Annotated in this window: 16 protein-coding genes and 1 other RNA gene; 11 read left to right on the top strand and 6 right to left on the bottom strand. The window is 63.4% G+C overall.

All coding sequences use genetic code 11. The features are described 5' to 3' along the window. The 3 genes from PG892_RS04255 to emrD all read left to right on the top strand — a co-directional run bounded on the left by PG892_RS04255 (nucleotide 1) and on the right by emrD (nucleotide 3,704). Complete coding sequence (locus PG892_RS04255) at nucleotides 1-807, top strand: ABC transporter permease (RefSeq protein ID WP_223916448.1); 807 nt, start codon at nucleotides 1-3, stop codon at nucleotides 805-807. Beyond that, on the top strand, nucleotides 804-2,234 hold the full coding sequence (locus PG892_RS04250) for an ABC transporter ATP-binding protein (protein ID WP_270825135.1): 1,431 nt from the start codon (nucleotides 804-806) through the stop codon (nucleotides 2,232-2,234). The genes PG892_RS04255 and PG892_RS04250 overlap by 4 nt, the downstream gene beginning before the upstream one ends. A 270-nt stretch (nucleotides 2,235-2,504) precedes the next feature. After that, the gene (gene emrD, locus PG892_RS04245) at nucleotides 2,505-3,704 is read left to right on the top strand and encodes a multidrug efflux MFS transporter EmrD (RefSeq protein ID WP_039038746.1); all 1,200 of its coding nucleotides are present in this window, start codon (nucleotides 2,505-2,507) and stop codon (nucleotides 3,702-3,704) included. 134 nt (nucleotides 3,705-3,838) lie between these two features. Here emrD and ssrS read toward each other — a convergent pair. Together ssrS and zapA are read right to left on the bottom strand one after the other, a co-directional pair. Further along, nucleotides 3,839-4,021: non-coding RNA, 6S RNA (gene ssrS, locus PG892_RS04240), on the bottom strand. A 16-nt stretch (nucleotides 4,022-4,037) separates the two neighbouring features. Further along, on the bottom strand, nucleotides 4,038-4,370 hold the full coding sequence (gene zapA / locus PG892_RS04235) for a cell division protein ZapA (RefSeq protein ID WP_010675086.1): 333 nt from the start codon (nucleotides 4,368-4,370) through the stop codon (nucleotides 4,038-4,040). 173 nt (nucleotides 4,371-4,543) lie between these two features. Here zapA and PG892_RS04230 point away from each other — a divergent pair, with 173 nt between their 5' ends. From PG892_RS04230 to gcvP, 6 genes are all read left to right on the top strand, one after another. Then, nucleotides 4,544-5,113 carry a UPF0149 family protein gene (locus PG892_RS04230; protein ID WP_223916444.1) on the top strand — a complete coding sequence of 190 codons (570 nt, stop codon included), beginning with the start codon at nucleotides 4,544-4,546 and terminating at the stop codon, nucleotides 5,111-5,113. Nucleotides 5,114-5,300: 187 nt separating this feature from the next. Beyond that, nucleotides 5,301-6,524, top strand: coding sequence for a 2-octaprenyl-6-methoxyphenyl hydroxylase (gene ubiH / locus PG892_RS04225; protein ID WP_223916442.1), 1,224 nt, complete (start codon nucleotides 5,301-5,303; stop codon nucleotides 6,522-6,524). Nucleotides 6,525-6,624: 100 nt separating this feature from the next. After that, nucleotides 6,625-7,845: an FAD-dependent 2-octaprenylphenol hydroxylase gene (locus PG892_RS04220; protein WP_223916440.1), complete on the top strand. Its 1,221-nt coding sequence runs from the start codon at nucleotides 6,625-6,627 to the stop codon at nucleotides 7,843-7,845. 381 nt (nucleotides 7,846-8,226) lie between these two features. Continuing rightward, nucleotides 8,227-9,324, top strand: a complete 1,098-nt coding sequence (gene gcvT / locus PG892_RS04215; RefSeq protein WP_010675082.1) for a glycine cleavage system aminomethyltransferase GcvT — start codon at nucleotides 8,227-8,229, stop codon at nucleotides 9,322-9,324. Nucleotides 9,325-9,400: 76 nt separating this feature from the next. Then, complete coding sequence (gene gcvH / locus PG892_RS04210; protein ID WP_010675081.1) at nucleotides 9,401-9,790, top strand: glycine cleavage system protein GcvH; 390 nt, start codon at nucleotides 9,401-9,403, stop codon at nucleotides 9,788-9,790. A gap of 232 nt (nucleotides 9,791-10,022) precedes the next feature. Beyond that, nucleotides 10,023-12,899 carry an aminomethyl-transferring glycine dehydrogenase gene (gene gcvP, locus PG892_RS04205; RefSeq protein ID WP_210539186.1) on the top strand — a complete coding sequence of 959 codons (2,877 nt, stop codon included), beginning with the start codon at nucleotides 10,023-10,025 and terminating at the stop codon, nucleotides 12,897-12,899. A 303-nt stretch (nucleotides 12,900-13,202) separates the two neighbouring features. Here gcvP and PG892_RS04200 read toward each other — a convergent pair whose 3' ends face one another. Continuing rightward, complete coding sequence (locus PG892_RS04200; RefSeq protein WP_210538200.1) at nucleotides 13,203-13,688, bottom strand: VOC family protein; 486 nt, start codon at nucleotides 13,686-13,688, stop codon at nucleotides 13,203-13,205. Between the two features lie 228 nt (nucleotides 13,689-13,916). Between PG892_RS04200 and PG892_RS04195 the strand changes: the two genes are divergently transcribed. After that, nucleotides 13,917-14,672: a class I SAM-dependent methyltransferase gene (locus PG892_RS04195; protein ID WP_270825134.1), complete on the top strand. Its 756-nt coding sequence runs from the start codon at nucleotides 13,917-13,919 to the stop codon at nucleotides 14,670-14,672. Nucleotides 14,673-14,792: 120 nt separating this feature from the next. Here PG892_RS04195 and PG892_RS04190 read toward each other — a convergent pair whose 3' ends face one another. Further along, nucleotides 14,793-15,038, bottom strand: a complete 246-nt coding sequence (locus PG892_RS04190; RefSeq protein ID WP_270825133.1) for a hypothetical protein — start codon at nucleotides 15,036-15,038, stop codon at nucleotides 14,793-14,795. A 116-nt stretch (nucleotides 15,039-15,154) separates the two neighbouring features. Between PG892_RS04190 and PG892_RS04185 the strand changes: the two genes are divergently transcribed. Next, nucleotides 15,155-16,474 carry an MFS transporter gene (locus PG892_RS04185; protein WP_223915131.1) on the top strand — a complete coding sequence of 440 codons (1,320 nt, stop codon included), beginning with the start codon at nucleotides 15,155-15,157 and terminating at the stop codon, nucleotides 16,472-16,474. 68 nt (nucleotides 16,475-16,542) lie between these two features. On the opposite strand, the gene ahpF is transcribed toward PG892_RS04185, so the two are convergent. Both ahpF and ahpC read right to left on the bottom strand, forming a co-directional pair. Next, entirely contained in the window at nucleotides 16,543-18,129 is a 1,587-nt protein-coding gene (gene ahpF / locus PG892_RS04180; protein ID WP_039038739.1) for an alkyl hydroperoxide reductase subunit F, read from the bottom strand. A gap of 142 nt (nucleotides 18,130-18,271) precedes the next feature. Beyond that, complete coding sequence (ahpC, locus tag PG892_RS04175; protein ID WP_010675074.1) at nucleotides 18,272-18,838, bottom strand: alkyl hydroperoxide reductase subunit C; 567 nt, start codon at nucleotides 18,836-18,838, stop codon at nucleotides 18,272-18,274. Nucleotides 18,839-19,122 lie beyond the last annotated feature (284 nt).

Genomic DNA, 19,122 nt, shown 5'->3' with positions numbered 1-19,122 from the left:
ATGTCGTTGTCTGTCAAAACGGGGCTGGGCCTGCTCCTGCTGGTGGTGCTGTTTGCCCTGCTGGGCCCCGTGCTCTGGCCCGATCCGGCGGCTCAGGATCTGGCACAGTTTCTGGCTGATCCCTCCTGGCAGGAGCCCCTCGGGCGGGATCAGATGGGGCGCAGCCTGATGGCGCGCCTCGCGGCGGCGACCCGGCTCTCCCTGCTGCTGGGACTGCTGTGCGTCATCACGGCGGCGCTGCTGGGCTCATTGCTGGGCTGGCTCTCGGCCTGGCGCGGCGGCTGGGTCGACGGTCTGCTGCGCAGCCTGGCCGACGGCGTGCTGGCCCTGCCAGGCCTGTTGCTGGTGCTGCTCTTCTCCGCCATGGCCCAGGGGGGCTTTGCCATCCTCTATCTCGGGTTGGCCATGGCCCAGTGGGTGGAGTATTACCGGGTGGTGCGTGCCCGCAGCCGGGGGCTGCTCGCCTCGCCTCAGGTGGAGGCGTCCCGTCTGCTGGGATTCGGCCATGCCCATGTGGTGCGGCGCCATCTCTGGCCCGAGCTCGCCCCCCAGTTGCTCACCATGATGGCCTTTGGCCTAGCGGGTGCCATTCTAACCCTCTCTACCCTGGGCTTTGTCGGAGTGGGCATTCAGCCGCCCACGCCGGAGCTGGGGCTGATGATTACGGAGGCACTGCCCCACTATCAGGAGGCTCCCCGTCTGCTACTGGCCCCCATTCTTGTCATGGGGCTGATGTTGCTGGCCCTGGTGCTGCTTCATCAGACGCGCGGCCTTGACATGCCATCTTCACAAGGAGCCACCTCATGACGGCCATTAAAATCAAGGGGTTGCAGGTCGATGATGGCCAGAAAACCCTGTTGCAGGCGCTGGATTTCACCATTCATCCCGGCACCGCCCTGACCCTGATCGGGGAGAGCGGTTCGGGCAAATCCCTGTTGGCTCATGCCCTGATGGGGACGTTGCCAGCCCCTCTGACAGGCCGGGGTGAGATGGTGTCGGGTGGCCGCCATCACAACCTGGCCGACACGCCTCGCCTGCGTACTCTCTGGGGGAGGGAGCTGGCGATGTTGCCCCAGGAGCCGGTGCTGGCGCTGGATCCCACCATGGGGTTGCTTGCCCAGGTGGAGGAAGGGTGGCTGCCAGGGGGCAAGGAGGCCCGATCGCGGGCCCGCGCCGCCCTCGAGCGGTTTGGACTGGCCGGGCGGGAGGGCGCCTTTGTACACCAGCTCTCGGGAGGCATGGCCCAGCGCGCGGCCTTTGCCGCCGCCACCCTGGGGGAGGCCCGTCTGCTGGTGGCCGACGAGCCCACCAAGGGGCTCGATAGCCGGGCCGCAGCCAGGCTGGGTGCCTTGTTGCTGGGCTACCTGGCCCGTGGACGCCATCTGCTGACCATCACCCATGATCTCTCCCTGGCTCGCGCATTGGGGGGCTGGGTGCTGGTGGTCAAGGGAGGAGAGATCGTGGAGCAGGGGCCCGCCGAGCGTGTGCTGCACACGCCATCCCATGCCTATACCCGGGCCCTGCTGGCGGCGGAGCCCTCCGCCTGGCCCGAGGCGGTCGTCCCTCCTACCGGTGACTGGCTCATCCGCGGGAAGGGGCTTGCCATGGGATATGGGGATCAACCCCTGTTCACGGGGCTCGACCTTGCCCTGGCGCAAGGGGAGCGAATGGCCATCATGGCGCCGAGCGGCGCGGGCAAGAGCACCCTCGGCAACGTGCTGCTGGGGCTGCAACGCCCCCTGCAAGGGGAGGTGCTGCGCCAGGAAGGGATAGCCCCCTGCCGCTGGCAGAAGCTCTATCAGGATCCGGTGCAGGCCTTTGCCAGCCGGGTGCGCCTCGCCACCCAGTTCGATGATGTGCTGCGTCTGCACAGGCTGCCTCGCCATCGGCTTGTCGACTATCTGGCCCGGTTGGGGCTGGATGAACGGCTGCTGACGCGCCTGCCAAACCAGGTCTCGGGAGGGGAGCTGCAGCGGCTGTCGCTTATCCGGGCCCTGCTGCTGCGCCCCGTGCTGCTGTTCGCCGATGAGCCCACGTCCCGGCTCGATCCCCTGAGCCAGCAACAGACCATCGCCTGTCTGCTGGAGGAATTGGGAGAGATAGGCTGCGCCCTGCTGCTGGTGACCCATGACGAGGGGCTGGCCGGCAAGGTTGCCCCTCGTTGTCTGAGACTGGGGGAGGTAGGTTCCCCCATGTTCGAAGGCGCGTCGGCCGAGGTGAGAAGAGTGGGGTAAAGAGGGGACAGGATGAATCCTTCCCCCATGATGAGATGACAGTGACGGGGCCTTGGGCCCCGTCGCATTAGAAAAACTTGGGTAAGCAGATTATAAAGTTTCGTTCGTTTTTTGTGATATGAATCACTAAGATTGTCGTAAGCCAGAGAGCGTCCTGCTGCTGGCGGGTGCGGGTCCTCCGCCTTGTTCCTCTTCAACGACCTTTGTCAGACACCTCCTGCAGATCCCTGCCCGGAGGGTGGCGGCTTTTTGATCTTTTTCGGACGACATATGTATCGGCACAGCTTCTATCCCCTGTTTTTCCTGACCATTCTGATGGTCGCCGTGGGTCAGATGACCCAGACCCTCTATGTGCCCTCCATTCCCATGATGGCGGGGGACTTCCATGTGGCCTCCGGCCAGTTGCAGGCGGTGATGGCCTGCTACCTCATTCCCTACGGCCTCTCCCAGTTCGTTTATGGCCCCTTGTCGGATCGCATCGGTCGTCGCCCTGTGCTCATCATCGGCATGATGATCTTCCTGGTCGGCACCCTCACCATCCAGCTGATCCCGAGCTTCACCGCCCTGCTGGCGGGCAGCCTGATCCAGGGGCTGGGCACCGGGGCAGGGGGCGCCATGAGCCGGACCGTGATGCGCGACCGTTACAGTGGCGCCGAGCTCAACCGTGCCAACAGCCTGGTAAGCATGGGGGTCATCTTCTCCCCTCTGCTGGCACCTGTGCTGGGCGGCTGGCTCACCGAGCTGTTCAACTGGCGTGCCGGCTACTGGTTCCTGTTCGGTTTTGGTGCCCTGACCACCCTGGCGCTGCTTGCCTGGTTTGGGGAGACGCTGCCAGCATCCGCCCGCCAGCATTCGCTGCGGGTGGGCGCCGCCTATCGTCATGTGCTCGGCAACCCGCGCTTTCAGGGCAACCTGCTCTGTCTGATGGCCACCTTTGCCGGCCTCGCGGTGTTCGAGGCGGCGGCCGGGGTGTTGCTGGGGGACGTGCTCAAGCTGAGTGCCCGCACCGTCAGCGTGCTGTTCGTGCTGCCGCTGCCCGGTTATCTGTTCGGCGCCTGGCTCTCCGCCAGACTGAGTTTTCGCCTGAGCCAGGGCAAGCTGATGCGCCTTGGCATCGCCTTCCTGGCCCTGGGGTCGCTCATCATCCTGGTACCCGGGCTGCTCGGCATGGTGAGCGCTGCCTCCCTCGTGGGCGGGGCTGCGGTCTACTTCATTGGCAGCGGCATTCTCTATCCGACCGCCACCTCCTGTGCCATCGAGCCCTTCCCGGGCCAGGCTGGCACCGCGGGAGCCGTGCTCGGGGGCATGCAGAATCTGGGGGCTGGCGTGGTAACCCTGCTGGCCGCCAGCTTCCCGATGACGGGGCAGGTGACTCTGGGGGCCATCATGACGGTGATGGTGCTGATCGTGGCCTTGAGCTTTGTGTGGCTGCGCCACCACGGCGCGCCCCACGAGCAGATGGCCGTCTGACACGGCCAAGAGCCCGCCCCGTTGGCGGGCTTTTTACTGCCTCCTGCCGGGTGGCGAGACGCCGCAGGGGAGTGGAAGGGGGATACCGCGCAGGCAAAGAAAAAGCCCGTCGTGATGACGGGCTTTTTTTGGGTAGGTACCCCGGAGATGCCGTTGCCGGTTTGGGCCCTTGAACCGTCGGTTCAAGGCGGAGATCTAATCTGGCCGCAGGCTTCTCGGTCGGGCCGAGCATGCTCAATAGCCAGAAGGCAGACCCCCTGTTTGGTATGAATATCGGCTCGGGGACTTGAACCGGCTGACAAACACTCCAGGGAATTTCAAAACTCGGTGCGATTAGGGCTGTTGCGCCTCTTCGCTGGATTCACCGTATTGTCCGTGCTCGATCAAGGCGGCCTCGATGGTGCGTTGCAGCATCTTGATCCGCTTGTCCATGGTCTCAGAGTATTGGTGGTTTTTCTCTTTTTCAAGGCAGAGCTCATGACAGAAATTGAGCGCTGCCATGACGGCCAGCTGTTCGTTGCTGGAGACCTTGGAACGTTGACGAAGCTCGATGAGCTTGTCGGTCAGCTGGTCGGCGGCCTGGCGCAGGGCATCTTGTTGTCCCAGGGGACAGGACACCTTGTAGGGACGTCCCAGAATGACGATTTCTACGGCCTCTATGCTCATGCCTTCCTCAATACGGCGGGGCTGATTTCCGCCTATATCCACGTGGACAACTGGGCGGGACTATATAGCGCAGATGCAGAAGTTTCAAGGCCTTGCTGGCTCTGGCAGGGGGAGAATGCTAGGATCTCGGCCATAAATTCTGCATATTTGCCTGAACTTTGAGCGGATCCTAGATGAGCAAAACAAACCCCCTGAAATACGCCGCCGTGGCGGACCTGATGGCACAGCACGACCTCATGGCGACGGCCGTCGAGGCCCATGGCGTGATCTGCGGCCTGGTGTGCGGTGGCGTGGCCCTGGACGACAAAAGCTGGCAGCCCCATTTCAATGATCTGATCAACGACGGTTTCGGTCTGCCGGCACCGGTGCGCCAGGTGATGACCGACCTCTATCACGGGGTGATCGAGAGCCTGATGGCACAAAAGGGCGTCGAGCTGCTGCTGCCAAGCGACGAGGCGCCGCTCGATGAGCGCATCGACTCGCTGGTGGACTGGTCCCAGGCCTTCCTGGCCGGCTTTGGCGTGGTGCAACAGGAGCTCTCCAAGGCATCCGAAGAGCTGCAGGAGATGATTCAGGACATCGCCAGCATCACCCAGGTCTCTGCCGAGTTCGATCAGGAAGATGAAGAGAACGAAGCCTCCTTCCTGGTGCTCTACGAACACGTGCGCCTCGGAGTCATGATGGCGTTCGAGGAGTTTGGCAAGCGCCCGGCCGCGCCGAGCACGCCGCCGACCCTGCACTGATCTGCCCGCCCAGCGGGTCAATGAAAGAGCGCATCACGGCGCTCTTTCTGTTTTACAAGGGGTGAGAGCAGGGGAGGTACTCTGCTAACCCATGGTGCCAAAGCGGTTTTTTGCCCGTGGCTTCGCATCCCGTCCGCCACCTTTGTGGTAGGATTGGCCCACGTTTTTTCGCCTATGCCCTCTTCTCATGTCTCAATCTGATCTGGTTCACGTCGACGTGGCTATCGTCGGCGGTGGTATGAGCGGTGCCGTGCTGGCCCTCTCCCTTGCCGCCCTGAAAGGACAGGATGGCGCCCCCCTGCAGATCCTGCTGCTGGAGGCGAGTGCGCCCGAGCTCAATGCTCATCCCGGTTTCGATGCCCGTGCCATCGCGCTTTCCGCCGGTACCTGCGAGGCGCTGGCCCGTCACGGCCTCTGGCCGCACCTGGCGCCCCACTGCTCCCCCATCACCCATATCCATGTGTCGGATCGGGGCCACTGCGGCCAGACCCGGCTGTCGGCGGCGGAGTATGGCCTGCCCGCCCTCGGTCAGGTGATCGAGCTGTCGGCGGCGGGCATCGTGCTGCAAGAGGCGATCGCCGCCAGCCCGCAGATCCGTATGTTGTGCCCGGCCAGGCTTGCGGCCATCGACCCCGACGAGGGGGGAGTGACGCTCGCCCTGGAGGGCGGCGCGCGCTACCGCACCCGGCTGCTGGTGGCGGCCGACGGGGGCCACTCCTTCGTGCGCCAGCATTTCAAGATGCCGGTCAGTCGCCACGATTATGGCCAGAGCGCCATCATCGCCACCGTCAAGACCGCCGAGGATCCCGCCGGACGGGCCTTCGAGCGCTTTACCGACGGAGGGCCGCTGGCCCTGCTGCCCATGCAGGACGGCCTCTCCTCCCTGGTGTGGAGCGTGCCGCGGGACGAGGCACAGGGGCTGCTTGCACTGGATGACGCCGCCTTTCTCGCCCGTCTGCAGCAGGCTTTTGGCTGGCGCCTCGGGCGCATCGAGCGTACCGGCGTGCGCCACCTCTATCCGCTGGTGCTGACGGTGGCCGACTACCCGCTGGCCCAGCGCACCGTGCTGGTGGGTAACGCCGCCCACCTGCTGCACCCCATCGCCGGTCAGGGGTTCAACCTCGGCATGCGGGATCTGGATGTGCTGACCCGGACCCTGGCCCGTGCGCTCGCGGCGGGGGAAGACATCGGCGGCTTTGAGGTGCTAAGCGGTTACTGGCAGCAGCGGCGGGACGATCAGGCCCAGACCGTCTGGCTCACGTCCTCCCTGGCCCAGCTCTTCTCAAACCATCACGCTCCCCTGGTGGTGGGCCGCAATCTGGCGCTCTCCCTGATGGGCAGAGTGCCCTGGCTCAAGGCACCGCTCGCCTCCCGCACCCTGGGATTCGTGGGCGAGGTGTGCGGTCAATAAGCGCTGTCGCCCCGGCGGCAAAGACGATTTCGAGCAAGAGGCACGCCTGTGGGCGTCGCCTCGCAGATCCTGGCGACTCGCCCGGAAAGGACACAAGAGAATGCAGATGCAAGATGTGGATGTGGTGATTGTGGGGGGGGGCATGGTGGGCCTGGGGCTCGCTGCCGCCCTCAAGAACCGGGCGATCAAGGTGGCCATCGTTGAGGGCCGGCTGCCCGATGCAACGCTCGGTGAGACGCCGGACAACAGGGTCAGTGCCCTGAGCCTCGCGAGTCAGCACATCCTGCAAGGGGTCGGCGCCTGGGACGGCATAGTGGCGCGCCGCCTGCAGCCCTACGAGAAGATGCAGGTGTGGGAGCAGGACAGTTTCGGCCACATCGATTTCGATGCCGCCAGCCTGCGTCAGGGGGCTCTTGGCCACATCGTCGAGAACCGGGTGATCCAGCTTGCGCTGCTGGACGCCATCGCGGGGGCCAGCAATATCCAGATGCTGACCCCGGCCCGGGCCACCAGCCTGCAGTGCGGGCCAGCGGGCGCCCTGCTGCTGCTGGAAGATGGCCAGGCCCTCTCGGCCAAGCTGGTGGTGGCCGCCGACGGCGCCCACTCCTGGGTGCGCCGTCAGGCAGACATTCCGCTCACCAGCTGGGATTACGGTCATCACGCCCTGGTGGCGACGGTGCGTTGTGCCGAGCCCCATGAGGCGGTGGCGCGCCAGATCTTCACCCCCCAGGGGCCGCTCGCCTTCCTGCCCCTGTGGCAGCCCGACCTCTGCTCCATCGTGTGGTCTGTGCCCGCGGCCCGCGCCGAGGCGCTCTGCGCCCTGGATGACGACGGCTTCAACCGCCAGCTCACCGCCGCCTTTGATGGGCGCCTCGGGCTGTGCAAGGTGGAGGGGGCTCGCAGCGCCATTCCGCTCACCGCCCGCTACGCCCGCGACTTTGCCCGCGAGCGCCTGGTGCTGGTGGGGGATGCGGCCCACACCATCCACCCGCTGGCGGGGCAGGGGGTGAATCTGGGCTTGCTGGATGCCGCCGCCCTGGCGGAGCAGATCCTCATTCATCACGGCAAGGGCGCGGACATCGGCCTGCTCGCCAACCTGCGGGGCTACGAGCGCTGGCGCAAGAGCGAGGCGGCGCGCATGCTGGCGGGCATGGAGGGGCTCAAGCGACTGTTTGCGGGCAGCAACCCCCTCAAGAAGCTGGTGCGCGGGGTGGGGCTTCGCGTCGTCGACGGTCTTGGCCCCCTCAAGCAGGGCATGATCCGGGCCGCCATGGGGCTGGATGGGGAGCTGCCCACCCTGGCCAAAGGTGAAAAAATCTAATATTACCCCGGGGTTTTAACAAAAAAACTAATCTGACAGGGCGAGATGCCCCTTCGGGGTGTCAGCCTTTAATGTTGGCGAGAAGCGAAACGTTTTTCTGTAAATTGTGACGGGACGGTAAAAATCAACATTAAATCCCGCAATGGCGCGGTTTTGGTTGTTTTTATCACTGTTTTTGCCTTAGTGTCTGGTGTCAGTGAGTTGGGTGAGGATTAGTTTTTTTTGAGCGGTGCCCTGGCACGCTTGTCATATAATCCGCTCCGTTCAAGGAATCACTCCTGCCCGCCCGGGCGGGAACGAGCACAGAGCTTGTGGTCCGTAGTTCCCGACGAGCCGGGGCGGATTGCGAGTGTTGTCGCGAACGCTTAAGGAAACACAGCGATGATCCAGACTACTGTATTGCATCCGAAACACCTGGAAGCGGGTGCCAAGATGGTGGACTTCCACGGTTGGGAGATGCCCATCAACTACGGTTCCCAGTTGGAAGAGCACCATGTGGTGCGCACCGATGCAGGCATGTTCGATGTCTCCCACATGACCATCGTCGATTTGACCGGCGAGCGGGTCAAAGCCTTCCTGCAACACCTGCTGGCCAACGACGTGGCCAAACTTACCGTCCCCGGCAAGGCCCTCTACAGTGGCATGCTCAATCCGGAAGGCGGCGTCATCGATGACCTCATCACCTATTTCCTGACCGATACCTTCTACCGCCTAGTGGTGAACTCCGCCACCCGCGAGAAGGATCTGGCCTGGATCCGCCATCACGCCATCGACTTTGCCGTGAGCGTGACCGAGCGCCCCGAGCTTGCCATGATCGCGGTGCAGGGCCCCCACGCCAAGGCCAAGGCGGCCAAGGTGTTCACCCCCGAGCAGAATGCGGCGGTCGAAGGGATGAAGCCCTTCTTCGGTGTGCAGGCCGGGGATCTCTTCATCGCCACCACCGGCTACACCGGCGAAGATGGCTACGAGATCGTGGTCCCCCAAGAGAAGGCGTGCGATCTGTGGCAGGCCCTGCTGGACAACGGCGTGGCCCCTTGTGGCCTGGGTGCCCGTGATACCCTGCGCCTGGAAGCGGGCATGAACCTCTACGGTCAGGACATGGACGAGTCAATCTCTCCGCTCGCCGCCAACATGGCCTGGACCCTGGCCTGGGAGCCTGCCTCCCGCCAATTCATCGGCCGCGCCGCCCTGGAAGCCCAGAAGGCCGCCGGCAACCAGCCCAAGCTGGTGGGTCTGGTGATGGAAGAAAAGGGCGTGCTGCGTGCCGGCATGCCGGTCACCTTCACCAGCGAGAGCGGCGAGACACGGGAAGGGGTGATCACCTCCGGCTCCTTCTCGCCCACCCTGGGTTACAGCATTGCCCTGGCGCGGGTGCCCCGTGATATCGGTGAACAGGCCCAGGTGGAGATCCGCAAGAAGCAGGTCACCGTGAAAGTCACCAAGCCGGCCTTCGTGCGCAACGGCCAGCCGCTGGTGTAATCATTGATTGCGGCGAGGGTTGACCTTCGCCGCCCCATTTTTGTTGAAGCGATCCAAGAGCATAAAGGAAGCACAAATGAGCCATATCCCGAGCGAACTGAAATATGCCACCTCCCACGAGTGGGTCCGTGTTGAAGCCAACGGCGAAGCCGTGGTCGGCATCACCGAGCACGCCCAGGATCTGCTGGGGGACATGGTGTTCGTCGATCTGCCGGAAGTGGGCAAGCAGGTGAGCGCCGGTGAAGATTGCGCCGTGGCGGAGTCCGTCAAGGCCGCCTCCGACATCTACAGCCCGGTGAGCGGCGAGATCCTGGCCGTCAACGAGGAGCTGGAAGGCAGCCCCGAGCTGGTCAACTCCGACCCCTACGGCGCCGGCTGGCTGTTCCGCATCAAGCTGGACGACGCGGGCGAGCTCGCCAACCTGCTGGATGCCGAAGGCTACCAGAACGTGGTGGACGAAGAGTAATGCCCCCGGGCCCTGCCAACACAGCAGGGCCCTCTTGTATGACTGCCATCCTGCGGCCATGGCGGTTGCAGAATGGGCGCAGCCTTTGCGCCTTCGGGATGCCCTTGCCGCATTCCCCGTCTGCCCGCGGCGGACACAGAACATGAGTGGAGCCGGTTTCGACCGGCTACAGGAACATCAGGTCTTGGTTGTCAGGATGTCATGCCAGGACCTATTACCAGGAAATAGGGAAATGACCCAGTCACTGTTTGAACTCGAGCAAAAAACCGATTTCATCCGCCGTCATATCGGCCCGGGTGAGGAAGAACTGCGGGCCCTGCTCGCCACCGTGGGGGCCGAGAGCCTGGACGATCTGATTGAGCAGACGGTCCCCGCCGCCATCCGTCGTCCGGGGCCGCTTGGTATCGGCGCCCCCATGACCGAAGTGGAGGCCCTGGCCAAGCTCAAGGGCTATGCGGCCAAGAACCAGATCGCCAAGAGCTACATCGGCATGGGCTACCACGACACCCACGTGCCCCACGTCATCCTGCGCAACGTGCTGGAAAACCCGGGCTGGTACACCGCCTACACCCCCTATCAGCCCGAGCTGGCCCAGGGCCGTCTCGAAGCCCTGCTCAACTTCCAGCAGCTGACCCTGGACTTGACCGGCATGGATCTGGCGAGCGCCTCCCTGCTCGATGAAGCCACCGCCGCCGCTGAAGCCATGGCGCTGGCCAAGCGCATGGCCAAATCCAAATCCAACCTCTTCTTCGTGGCCGACGACGTTCACCCCCAGGTGATCGACGTGGTCAAGGAGCGCGCGGTCCACTTCGGTTTCGATGTGGTGGTCGGCCCTGCGGGCGAGGCCGTGAGCGAAGAGGTATTCGGTGCCATGTTCCAGTACCCGGGCACCACCGGCAATGTGGCCGATCTGCGTTCCTTCATTGCCGCCGTCCAGGCCCAGAAGGGGCTGGCCTGCGTCGGGACCGACATGCTCTCCCTGCTGCTGCTCAAATCCCCAGGTGAACTGGGTGCCGACGTGGTGTTCGGCAGTGCCCAGCGCTTCGGTGTGCCCATGGGTTACGGTGGCCCCCACGCCGCCTTCTTCGCCACCCGCGACGCCTACAAGCGCTCCATGCCGGGTCGCATCATCGGCGTTTCCAAGGATGCCCGTGGCAAGAGCGCCCTGCGCATGGCCATGCAGACCCGCGAGCAGCATATCCGCCGCGAGAAGGCCAACTCCAACATCTGTACCGCCCAGGTGCTGCTGGCCAACATGGCGAGCTTCTACGCCGTCTACCACGGCCCGGTGGGGCTCAAGACCATCGCCTCCCGCGTGCACCGTCTGACCACCATCCTGGCGCTCGGCCTCACCGCCAAGGGCGTGGCCCTCAAGCACGGAAGCTGGTTCGATACCCTCACAGTCCTGACGTCGGACAAGGCTGCACTCATTGCCAAGGCCGAAGGGCTCGGTATCAACCTGCGTGCGGATCTGGACGGTGCGGTCGGTGTGTCCCTCTCTGAAACCACCACCCGAGGCGATGTGGCCGAGCTGTTCGACCTGTTCCTTGGGGCGGGTCACGGCCTCGATGTGGAGGCCCTCGACCAGGCCGCCCAGACTCATCACGCCATTCCGCAAGACCTGCTGCGTACCGACGCCGTGCTGACCCACGAGGTATTCAACAAGTACCACTCCGAGACCGAGATGCTGCGCTACATCCACCGTCTCGAAGCGAAAGATCTGGCCCTGAACTACGCCATGATCTCCTTGGGCTCCTGCACCATGAAGCTCAACGCCACCGCCGAGATGATCCCGGTGACCTGGCCTGAATTCGGCAAGCTGCATCCCTTCGCACCGCTCAAGCAGACCCAGGGTTACCAGCTGCTGCTGGCAGATCTGGAAGACTGGCTGGTGAAGGTGACCGGCTACGATGCGGTTTGCATGCAGCCCAACTCCGGCGCTCAGGGCGAATACGCGGGCCTCTTGGCCATCAAGAAGTACCACGAGTCCCGCGGCGAGGGGCATCGCGATGTCTGCCTCATCCCGGCCTCTGCCCACGGCACCAACCCGGCTTCCGCCCAGATGGCGGGCCTCAAGGTCATCGTCACCGCCTGTGACAAGGCAGGCAACGTGGATCTGGACGACCTGCGGGCCAAGGCCGCCGAGGTCGGAGACCAGCTCTCCTGCCTGATGGTGACCTACCCCTCCACCCACGGGGTGTACGAGGAGACCATCAAGGAGGTGTGCGACATCGTTCACCAGTATGGTGGTCAGGTGTACCTCGACGGCGCCAACATGAACGCGCAGGTCGGGCTGACGGCGCCAGGCTTTATCGGCGCGGACGTCTCTCACCTCAACCTGCACAAGACCTTCGCCATTCCTCATGGCGGTGGTGGTCCGGGCATGGGCCCCATCGGCGTGAAGAAACACCTGGCACCGTTTGTGGCCGGTCACGCCGTGGTCAAGACCGACAAGGAGAGCCGTGACAACGGCGCCGTGTCTGCCGCCCCGTTCGGCTCGGCCAGCATCCTGCCCATCAGCTGGATGTACATCGCCATGCTGGGTGACGAGGGGCTCAAGAAATCCACCCAGGTCGCCATCCTCAACGCCAACTACCTGGCCAAGAAGCTCGGCGAGTCCTTCCCCGTGCTCTATACAGGTCGCAACGGTCGGGTGGCCCACGAGTGCATCCTGGACATCCGCCCGCTCAAAGAAGCCAGTGGCATCAGCGAGATGGACGTGGCCAAGCGCCTGATGGACTACGGCTTCCACGCGCCGACCATGAGCTTTCCGGTAGCGGGTACCCTGATGGTCGAGCCGACCGAATCCGAATCCAAGCGCGAGCTGGATCGCTTCGTGGAAGCCATGACCGCCATCCGCGCCGAGATTGCCCGGGTGCAGGACGGTCACTGGAGCCTCGCCGACAACCCCCTGGTCCATGCGCCGCACACCCAGGACGACGTGATGGATGCAGAGTGGAACCGTGGCTACAGCCGCGCCGAGGCGGTCTTCCCGTCCGACGCCGTGCGCGCCAGCAAGCTGTGGCCGTCGGTCAACCGCATCGACGACGTCTATGGCGATCGCAACCTGTTCTGCTCCTGCGTGCCCACCGAGGATTACGCCAAGTAATCGCGGCGCTGTAGGACTGACAGCCAATACGCACAAGGCCACCCCAGGGGTGCAATGCTGTTCAGATAAGCACATTTTTGACTAATTATTCATAAATGCGACTTGAGTTGGGGGAGCAAGGCTGTTTCCAGTCGATGTTCCTTCAGCCTTTATCCAGCGTGGCTTGCAATAGAAAGAGGGAGGCATCATGCCTCCCTCATTTTTTAGCCCTGATACTACGTGGACTGGAACTCAAATTCTCTTAAGTGAACAGCATTGCACCCCAGGGGTGGCCTTGTTGTGTGTGGCGCCCGCGCGAACGGGCTACTCGCCCCGGCGCGCCGCCTCGATGGTGGCAATGTCAATCTTGTCCATCTGCATCATGGCCTCGAAGGCGCGCCTCGCAGCCTCGGGGTCGGGATCGGTGATCGCCTCGGTGAGGACCTGAGGGGTGATCTGCCAGGAGATGCCCCACTTGTCCTGACACCAGCCGCACTCGCTCGCCTGACCGCCATGGTCGATGATGGCGTGCCAGTAGCGATCCGTCTCGGCCTGGTCCTGGGTAGCCACCTGAAACGAGAACGCCCAGTTGTGGTTGACCCCGGGCCCGCCGTTGAGGCCGAGGCAGGGGATCCCCATCACCCTGAACTCGACCGTCAGCACGTCTCCTTCCTTGCCAGCGGGATAGTCGGCCGGGGCCCGGTGTACGGCACCGACTGCGGAGTCGGGGAAGAGGCTGGCGTAAAACCGTGCCGCCTCCTCGGCATCTCCGTCATACCAGAGGCAAATCCTGTTCTTGACTGGTCTCATTGTGTCGCAGCTCCATCCTGGTGTTTGTCCTTCGACGCCCGTGAGCGGGCGCCCCGATGGGTATCCTGCCGCCCGCAGCGCCTGCTGCTTCGCTGGGTGACAAGCCAGCCTGTACGCCGTTTGCCACCCGCTTGGGGCTTGCATGATGGGGTCAAGTGTAGTGGCATGGGGATCCTGGTCACCAGGCCGGGAGCCGGCATGAAGGCCGCAGCAAGAGAGGAGTCTGCCATGGACAGTACCCAGCGATTCTCGACCCGGGTCGAGGCCTATGTGAAATATCGACCCGGTTATCCCGCCGCCATGCTGGATTTTCTGGCAAGGGAGCTGGCCATGGGGCCCGAGTCCCAGGTGGCCGACATCGGCGCCGGCACCGGCATCCTGACCGCCCTGCTGGCCCCCCGGGTCGCGCGGGTCTGGGCGGTGGAGCCCAACGACGATATGCGGGCAGCCGCCAAACGGCTGCTCGCCCAGGTGGGGAACATCGGCTGGCTGCACGGCAGTGCGGAAGCCACGGGCCTGCCCACGGGGGCGATGGATCTGGTCACGGTCGCCCAGGCGTTTCACTGGTTCGATCGCGCGGCTTTTCGGCAGGAGTGCCAGCGGCTGCTCAAGCCCGGTGGCCAGGTCGCCCTCATCTGGAATGACAGGCTGACGAACACCCCGTTTCTCAAGGCCTATGAAGAGGGGCTGCACGCCTACTCGGGGGATTACGAGGAGGTCAATCATCGCAACCTCGGCGAGGCGGATTTTCGCGCCTTCTTCACCGGGGAGTACCGGCTCGATCGCTTCGAGAACAGCCAGCTATTCGATCTTGACGGGGTGCTTGGACGGCTCAACTCCTCCTCCTATGCGCCTGTGGCGGGCACGCCGGCCCACGATCAGATGACGGCGCTCGTTCGCCGCGAGTTTGCTCGCCATGCCGTTGACGGCAAGATAGCCTTCAACTATTGCACCCTGGTCTACAGTGGCCGGGTATCGGCCTGACAGGGGCCGGTTTCCCGACATGACAAGGCCCTCGTCGTTCACGGCGAGGGCCTTTGTTATTTCCCGGGGATCTCGTTTTGCTGTGCTGCGAAGCAGACAGTCGCGAGGGGCCTTGTGACCTTAGCCCTGGTCTATGCCCAGGATGGCCATGGCCTTGGCCAGGGTATCGACGGATTCCTGATGCTTGCCCGCGTTATGCAGGGTCTCTCCTTCGGCCCTGAGCTGCTTCACCTCGGCCAGTTTCTCGGCACTGAGGGCGGGGCCTGCGGCCAAGGCGTCGTCTATCTTCTTCATGTCCATGGGGCAGTGGAAGGCGAGGGCGCTGCCGCAAAAGAGCAGGGCGGCCAACAACAGCATGAGTCTCATCTTTCGGATCTCCATGTGGGGTTCCCGTCAAGCATAGCCCCGCAGGGGGAGGGCATTCGGGTTGAAGGGGGCGGGAGGCAGGGGCTACCATGACCCTTTTGTTGCGAGGAGGCTCCATGGCACTGACAAGGTTGCTGTCCCCCCTGACCAGTCTGGTGATCTTCATTCTGGGTCACGGTCTGTTCAATACCCTGCTGACGGTGCGTCTCTCCGCCGAGCAGGTGTCCGCCCAGGCCATCGGTCTGGTGTCGGCTGCCTATTTCGGCGGCCTGGTGCTGGGGACCTTCATCAATGCCCGCCTCATCATCCGGGTGGGTCATATCCGGGCCTATGCGGCTTATGCCTCCCTGCTCTGTTTTCTGTTTCTGCTGCACGGCATGGTGGTGGAGCCTGTCACCTGGGCGGCGCTGCGGCTGATTGGGGGGTTTGCCACCGGCGGCCTGTTCGTGGTGCTGGAGTCCTGGATGCTGGTCTCAAGCACCCCGGCGAACCGGGGGCGGTTGATGTCCCTCTACATGATCCTGCTGTACGGCTCACTCGCCCTGGGCCAGCTGCTGCTCAAGCAGGTGGACCCCATGGTGCTGACGCCGTTCGCCCTGTGCGCCATGGCGGCGACCCTCTCCGTGGTGCCTCTGGCGCTCTCCCGGGTGGCGACGCCGGCCATGGTGGCACCCCAGCCGGTGGGAGTGCTGGAGCTGGTGCGCCTCACTCCGGCGGGAATGGGCAGCAGCTTTACCTCGGGCCTCATCCTCGGGGCCATCTATGGGCTGTTGCCGCTCTATTTCACCGACAGCGGCGCCTCCCTCTCCCAGGTGGCGGACATGATGGCGCTGGTGATCCTGGGGGGGATGTGTCTGCAGTATCCCATCGGGCGTGCATCTGATCGCTACGACAGACGGTTGGTGATCCTGCTGCTCTGCACCCTGCTGACCCTGATCGCGTTGCTGATGGTGCTGCTGCCGGAGCCCTGGCGCGAGCCAATCGAGGGGACTCTTGTCTTCCTGCTGGGGGGCATGGCGTTCTCCATCTATCCCTTGAGCCTCAGCCATGCTTGCGATGAACTGCGCCCGGATCAGGTGCTGGGGGCAAACCAGGGGCTGCTGCTTGCCTACAGCCTGGGAGCCATGACGGGTCCGCTGCTGGCCCCCTTTACCATGGCGACGTTCGGACCACAGGGGCTGTTCGTCTACTTTGCCCTGTGCGGTCTGCTGCTGTCGGCCTATCTCGGCTGGCGCAGGCGTAAGCGAGCCCCCATTCCGTTGACGGAGCATCAGGTCTTCATGCCGGTGCCCCCCAACACCCCCATGACGGCGGAGCTGGAGCCAAGAACAGATCTGGAAGGGGAGACAGTGCCGGCGAGCTATGCCGCGCCTGACGCAGAAGAGAGAGCGGTGAGTGAAGAGGGGCAGGAGAGGGACGCGCCGCAAGGACGTTGAAGGCTGCCGACCCAACGACAGGGATAAAAAAACCGACTCCAGGGAGTCGGTTTTTTGTTGGGCGGTTATCAGGCGGTCACGGCATCGGCCTGGGTAGCTTGTGCTTCCGGCGCCGGGTTGCGAATGAGGTAATCAAACGCACCCAGGGCGGCGGTGGCACCTGCCCCCATGGAAATGATGATCTGCTTGAACGGTACCGTGGTGGCATCCCCTGCGGCATAGACGCCGGGCAGGGAGGTGGCACCCTTGGTGTCGATCTCGATTTCGCCAAAGCGGGTCAGGGCCACTTCGCTCCCCTTGAGGAACTCGGTGTTCGGCACCAGACCGATCTGGACGAAGATGCCGGCCACCGCCAGATGCTTGATCTCGCCGGTAGTGCGATCTTCGTAGTCCATGCCCACCACCTTGCTGCCGTCGCCGATCACTTCGGTGGTGCGGGCGCTCATGATGATGTCGATATTGCCCATGGAACGGGCCTTCTTCTGCAGCACGTCGTCGGCACGCAGGGTATCGGCGAACTCCACCACGGTGACGTGCTCGACGATGCCGGCCAGATCGATGGCCGCCTCGATGCCGGAGTTGCCGCCACCGATCACCGCCACGCGCTTGCCCTTGAAGAAGGGGCCATCACAGTGCGGGCAGTAGGCCACACCCTTGGTACGGTACTCGAGTTCACCCGGCACGTTCAGGTCGCGCCAGCGGGCACCGGTCGCCAGGATCACGGCGCGGCTCTTCAAGGTGGCACCGGAGGCGAGATCCACGTTGACGTAACCATCCTTGCTGATGGCGGCGGCGCGCTGCTCGGTGATCACTTCCACGCCGTACTGCTTGACGTGCTGCTCCAGGCTGGCGGCCAGCTTGGGGCCCTCGGTGTAGGGCACGGAGATGAAGTTCTCGATGCCGACGGTGTCCATCACCTGGCCACCGAAACGTTCGGCGACAATGGCGGTGCGAATGCCTTTGCGGGCGGCATAGATGGCCGCGGCGGCGCCGGCCGGGCCACCGCCCACCACCAGCACGTCATAAGGCGCTTTTTCGCTCAGCTCTTGCGCCTTGCGCTCGGCAGCGCCGGTGTCGAGTTTGGCGACGATCTCTTCCAGCGAGATGCGGCCCTGGCTGAACGGCTGACCGTTCAGGTAGACGTTCGGGACCGCCATGATTTGACGCTCGTTCACCTCATCCTGGAACAGGGCACCGTCGATCATGGTGTGGGTGATGCCGGGGTTCAGGGTGGACATCAGGTTCAGGGCCTGTACCACGTCCGGACAGTTGTGGCAGGAGAGGGAAATATAGGTCTCGAAGTGGAACTCGCCCTTGAGGTTCTTCACCTGCTCCAGCACGGCCGGATCGGCCTTGGAGGGGTGACCGCCGCTTTGCAGCAGGGCGAGCACCAGGGAGGTGAATTCATGACCCATGGGAATGCCGGCAAAGTGCACGCGCGGGGCCTGGCCCTGGGGCGCGATGCTCATGGAAGGCTTGCGGGCATTGGTGCCATCGGTCAGGGAAATTTTGGGGGACATCTCGGCTATCTCGCTGGCCAATGCCAGGAGTTCGGCGGATTTGTCGCTGTCATTGCCGGACACGCTGATCTCGATGGGATTGACGATGTACTGCAAGTAACCGTTGAGTTGTTGTTTGAGGTTGGTATCTAACATGGTCGAATTCCTTCTTGCTGAATGCGGGTCGGCACGATGACCGGGTACAGAAAACAGAGGTCCACACAGCAGACCGGCGCATTTTCTGAGGGCCGTAAACAAGACCGGCCCTTGAACGGGCCGGTCTTCAGAGCGGGGAGGCTTAGATTTTGCCTACCAGATCCAGGGACGGGGCCAGGGTGGCGTCGCCTTCTTTCCACTTGGCCGGGCACACTTCACCCGGGTGGGAAGCAACGTACTGGGCAGCCTTGACCTTGCGCAGCAGTTCCAGTGCGTCACGGCCGATGCCGCCAGCGTTGATTTCAACGATCTGGATGACGCCTTGCGGGTCGATGACGAAGGTACCGCGGTCAGCCAGGCCAGCTTCTTCGATCATCACGCCGAAGTTGCGGGTGATGGTGCCGGTGGGGTCGCCGATCATCGGGTACTGGATCTTCTGGATGGTGTCAGAAGTGTCGTGCCAGGCCTTGTGGGTGAAGTGGGTGTCGGTGGAGACGGCGTAGATCTCGACGCCCAGCTTCTGGAATTCGGCGTAGTTGTCGGCCAGGTCGCCCAGCTCGGTCGGGCAGACGAAGGTGAAATCAGCCGGGTAGAAGAACACCACGGACCACTTGCCTTTCAGGTCAGCGTCAGACACCTGAACGAATTTGCCATTGTGGTAGGCGGTGGCGTTGAACGGCTTGATTTCAGTGTTGATGTAGGTAGACATGTATTTGCTCCTTGGTGATGTACATATGCCTGTCTGGTGTTGAAGAGTCGTGCCAGACGAGGCGCTTAACTTTCGATGGAGTCATCATAGTGACTTTTTCTAATCGGTCAAAGCCACAATTTTGAATCACATAAATCTATTTATTAGATAGACCATCACAACTGTACCTAACATGAATATCTCAGGCCTTCGGAGATAACTCATTGTCGAAGTTCAATTTCTGTCCTGCATGTCACATTTTCAAGGGCTGGGCCGGATTTGTTTTCATTGCGTGAGCAGAGAAG

The organism is Aeromonas sp. QDB68, assembly GCF_027707405.1.
GTDB classification, from domain to species: domain Bacteria; phylum Pseudomonadota; class Gammaproteobacteria; order Enterobacterales; family Aeromonadaceae; genus Aeromonas; species Aeromonas caviae.
The sequence above is the reverse complement of the archived record's forward strand: the minus strand, read 5'-3'. Positions and strand labels throughout refer to the sequence as shown.